The sequence below is a fragment of the Idiomarina sp. UBA4206 genome, from assembly GCF_002383015.1.
GTDB classification, from domain to species: Bacteria; Pseudomonadota; Gammaproteobacteria; order Enterobacterales; family Alteromonadaceae; genus Idiomarina; species Idiomarina abyssalis.
The window spans coordinates 57,150-61,328 of the sequence record NZ_DFTS01000059.1; the positions used below are offsets into that span (position 1 = coordinate 57,150).

Annotated in this window: 4 protein-coding genes; 3 read left to right on the top strand and 1 reads right to left on the bottom strand. The window is 49.2% G+C overall.

Annotated features, from left to right (window positions below):
- The coding region (locus tag B3180_RS12255) for an acetyl-CoA C-acyltransferase (protein WP_286844839.1) at nt 1-974 on the bottom strand (974 nt) is incomplete at its 3' end.
- 78 nt (nt 975-1,052) lie between these two features.
- On the opposite strand from B3180_RS12255, the gene B3180_RS12260 reads away from it, so the two are divergent.
- The 3 genes from B3180_RS12260 to B3180_RS12270 all read left to right on the top strand — a co-directional run.
- Complete coding sequence (locus tag B3180_RS12260) at nt 1,053-1,472, top strand: MerR family transcriptional regulator (protein WP_054488207.1); 420 nt, start codon at nt 1,053-1,055, stop codon at nt 1,470-1,472.
- On the top strand, nt 1,469-2,638 hold the full coding sequence (locus B3180_RS12265) for an isovaleryl-CoA dehydrogenase (RefSeq protein WP_286844843.1): 1,170 nt from the start codon (nt 1,469-1,471) through the stop codon (nt 2,636-2,638). The genes B3180_RS12260 and B3180_RS12265 overlap by 4 nt, the downstream gene beginning before the upstream one ends.
- A gap of 15 nt (nt 2,639-2,653) precedes the next feature.
- Nucleotides 2,654-4,179, top strand: a 1,526-nt coding sequence (locus B3180_RS12270) for a carboxyl transferase domain-containing protein (RefSeq protein ID WP_286844846.1), incomplete at its 3' end; no start/stop codon positions are given.

The window sequence follows — 4,179 nt, forward strand, 5'->3', positions numbered from 1 at the left end:
ATGGTTACCATGGCAAAGGCTTCGTTAATTTCCCATAAATCGACGTCGTCTTTTGTCCAGTCCAACTTGCTCAACAATGAATTCATTGCGCCAATAGGTGCAATAGTGAATTCAGACGGTGCCTGCGAGTGCGTTGTGTGACCCATCACCCGGGCCAACGGTTGCAGACCTTTGGCTTTTGCTTCGCTTTCACGCATTAAGATAAGCGCCGCAGCACCGTCAGAAATAGAGCTTGAGTTAGCCGCGGTGATAGTACCGTCTTTTTTGAACGCCGCACGTAACTGAGGAATTTTATCCAGTCGTGCTTTACCCGGCTGTTCATCGGTATCTACGGTAACTTCACCTTTACGAGTTGAGTAAGTCACCGCTGTAATTTCATCTTTAAACAAGCCGTCTTTAATGGCTGTCTGCGCTTTGGTTAAAGAATGAATCGCAAATTCATCCATTGCTTCACGATCAATACCGTACTCATCAGCAGTACTTTGCGCGTAGCTTCCCATGGCTTTATTCTCGTAAGCATCTTCAAGGCCGTCGAACATCATGTGATCCAGCACTTGTCCATGCCCCATGCGATAGCCGCTGCGACCTTTAGGCAGCATATACGGCGCGTTGGACATGCTTTCCATACCGCCCGCCAGTACAACGTCAGCAGAACCGGCTTTGATTAAGTCATGAGCCATCATCGCGGCTTTTAGGCCCGAGCCACAAACCTTGTTTATCGTTGTAGCGCCGGTCGAACGAGGTAAGTCAGCATAAAGCATCGCCTGACGAGCCGGAGCCTGACCTAAGCCTGCCGGCAAAACATTACCCATGATAACTTCCGAAATATCACCGGCTTTCAAACCGCTGTTACTCAGTGCTGCCTTAATGGCTGCTGCACCCAAATTAGGAGCAGAAACTTCACTCAGACAACCCTGAAAACCGCCCATTGGCGTACGGTTGGCCGCCACAATCACGATGGAATCGCTTGACATCTTTCCTCCAAATGCACTTTACGTTAACGTAAACTTCCTCTAAGCTTAGATCCCAGAGCAACCAAAAAGCAAGTACCGATGGACAATAAAGTAACTTACAGTATTGGTGAACTGGCAAAACAATTTGACATTACCACTCGCAGCATTCGTTTTTACGAAGACGAAGGTCTGCTCTCTCCCAGACGCCAGGGCCAACAGCGCATTTACACCAATAAAGACCGGGTTCGTTTAAAACTGATTTTGCGTGGTAAACGGCTGGGGTTTTCACTGGCTGAAACCGGCCGTTTATTTGAATTGTACGATGCAGACAACAGCAGCGCGGCGCAGTTACAAAAAGTACTTGAGCTCATCGGTGAGAAAAAGCTCTCGCTCAAACAACAGATGGAAGATATTAATGTGTTACTGACCGAGTTAAGCGGTCTTGAGCAACGTTGTCAGGACGAGCTTAAGACCATTAGCTCATCAGTTTCAGAAGTTCATTCTCAGGAGTCGTTATGATCAGTCAATACACCACCTTTAACTTTGGGCTCGGCGAAACAGCCGACATGATCCGTGAGCAAGTTAATGCCTTTGCGCGTGACGAAATTGCCCCTCGCGCCGCTGAAATTGATGAAAAAAATGAGTTTCCCAGCGACTTATGGCGCAAGCTTGGCGATATGGGTCTGCTCGGTTTAACCGTTGCCGAAGAGTATGGTGGTTCTGGCATGGGCTACCTTGAGCACGTTATCGCGATGGAAGAAATTAGCCGTGCATCAGCCTCTGTTGGCCTGAGCTATGGGGCACACTCCAATTTATGTGTGAACCAGATTCACCGCAACGGTAATGAAGAACAGAAGCAAAAATACTTACCTAAGTTATGTACTGGTGAACACGTTGGTGCCTTAGCAATGAGTGAACCTAACGCCGGCTCTGACGTTGTCAGTATGAAGCTACGCGCCGATAAAAAAGGCGATAAATACATTCTGAACGGCAACAAAATGTGGATCACAAACGGTCCTGAAGCGAACGTCTTTGTTATTTACGCAAAAACCGAACCCGAAAAGAACTCTCGTGGTATCACCGCTTTTATTGTTGAAAAGGACACGCCAGGGTTCAGCCAGGCACAAAAGCTCGACAAACTTGGTATGCGTGGTTCAAACACCTGTGAACTGGTGTTTGAAGATGTCGAAGTGCCTGCAGAGAACATTCTGGGCGAACTTAACGAAGGCGTTAAAGTGTTGATGAGCGGCCTTGATTACGAGCGCGCTGTTCTCGCTGCTGGTCCTTTAGGCATTATGCAGGCCTGCCTTGATACTTGCGTACCTTATATTCACGATGGCAAACAGTTCGGTAAAGAGATCGGCGAATTCCAGCTGATTCAGGGCAAAGTTGCTGATATGTACACTCGCACTAATGCGGCGCGTGCTTACGTTTACGCAGTAGCTCAGTCTTGTGACCGTGGTGAAACTACCCGTAAAGACGCCGCAGGCGCTATTCTTTACGCAGCCGAATTAGCGACTCAGCTTGCGCTGGACGCTATACAGTTATTGGGTGGTAACGGCTACATTAACGAGTATCCGACAGGCCGCCTGCTGCGCGACGCGAAGCTTTATGAAATCGGTGCCGGTACGTCGGAAATTCGTCGTATGCTTATTGGTCGCGAACTGTTCACTGAATCAAAATAATAAGGAGGCAACGCCGTGGCGATTTTATCCAGTAAAATCAACACCCGCGATGCACAATTTGCGGCTAACAGTGAGTCTATGCAAGACGTCGTTAACGACTTGCAGGAAAAAGCGACAAAGATTCATCAGGGCGGTGGTCCTAAGTATCAGGAGCGCCACTTATCTCGCGGTAAATTACTGCCTCGTGACCGTATTAATAAGTTGCTGGACGCTGGCTCGCCATTTTTAGAAATTGGCCAGTTTGCCGCCTGGGAATGCTATGAAGATTACGTTCCTGCTGCCGGCGTTGTAGCTGGCATAGGTCAGGTTGAAGGCACTGAGTGCATGATCATCGCCAACGATGCCACTGTGAAAGGCGGCACCTACTACCCGCTGACCGTGAAGAAGCACTTGCGCGCTCAGGAAATTGCCGAGCGTTGTCACTTGCCCTGTATTTACCTGGTGGACTCTGGCGGTGCCAACCTGCCCCGTCAGGACGAAGTATTCCCTGACAAAGAGCACTTTGGCCGCATTTTCTTTAATCAGGCAAATATGTCAGCCAAAGGCATTCCTCAAATTGCGGTGGTTATGGGCCTTTGTACCGCTGGCGGTGCATATGTACCCGCGATGGCGGATGAAAGCGTTATTGTTAAAGAGCAAGGCACCATATTCCTGGCAGGTCCACCTTTGGTTAAAGCTGCAACGGGTGAAGAAGTTTCAGCCGAAGAGCTTGGCGGCGCCGACGTGCACACACGTATTTCCGGTGTTGCCGACCATTTTGCTCACAACGATGAGCATGCTTTAGCTTTAGCACGCCGTTCGGTAGCACGCCTTAACCGAGGCGAGCCAACTAAGCTGGATCGTCAACCATCAAAACCACCGCGTTACGACGCCAAAGAGCTGTACGGCATTGTCGGTACCGACCTGCGCAAGCCTTATGACGTCCACGAAGTGATTGCACGCATTGTTGATGATTCTGACTTTGATGAATTTAAAGCCAACTACGGTAATACGCTGGTGACGGGTTTTGCCCGCATTGACGGCTACCCCGTTGGTATTATCGCGAATAACGGCATTTTGTTTTCCGAGTCGGCACAAAAAGGTGCTCACTTCATTGAGCTTTGTGCCCAACGTAAAATTCCACTGGTGTTCTTACAAAACATTACCGGCTTTATGGTCGGTAAAAAGTACGAAGCCGAAGGCATTGCCAAACACGGCGCGAAAATGGTTATGGCCGTTTCCTGTGCGAAAGTTCCTAAGTTTACCGTCTTAATTGGTGGTAGCTATGGTGCCGGTAACTACGGCATGTGCGGTCGCGCTTATGACCCAACCATGATGTTCATGTGGCCAAATGCGCGTATCTCGGTCATGGGTGGTGAGCAAGCTGCAGGCGTTATGGCGCAGGTCACCAAAGATAACTTAGCCCGTAAAGGCGAAAGCCTGAGTGAAGAAAAAGAACAAGCGCTGAAAAAGCCGATTGTTGAGCAGTACGAGAAACAAGGTCATCCGTATTATGCGTCTGCCCGCTTATGGGATGACGGCATTATTGACCCGGCACAAAC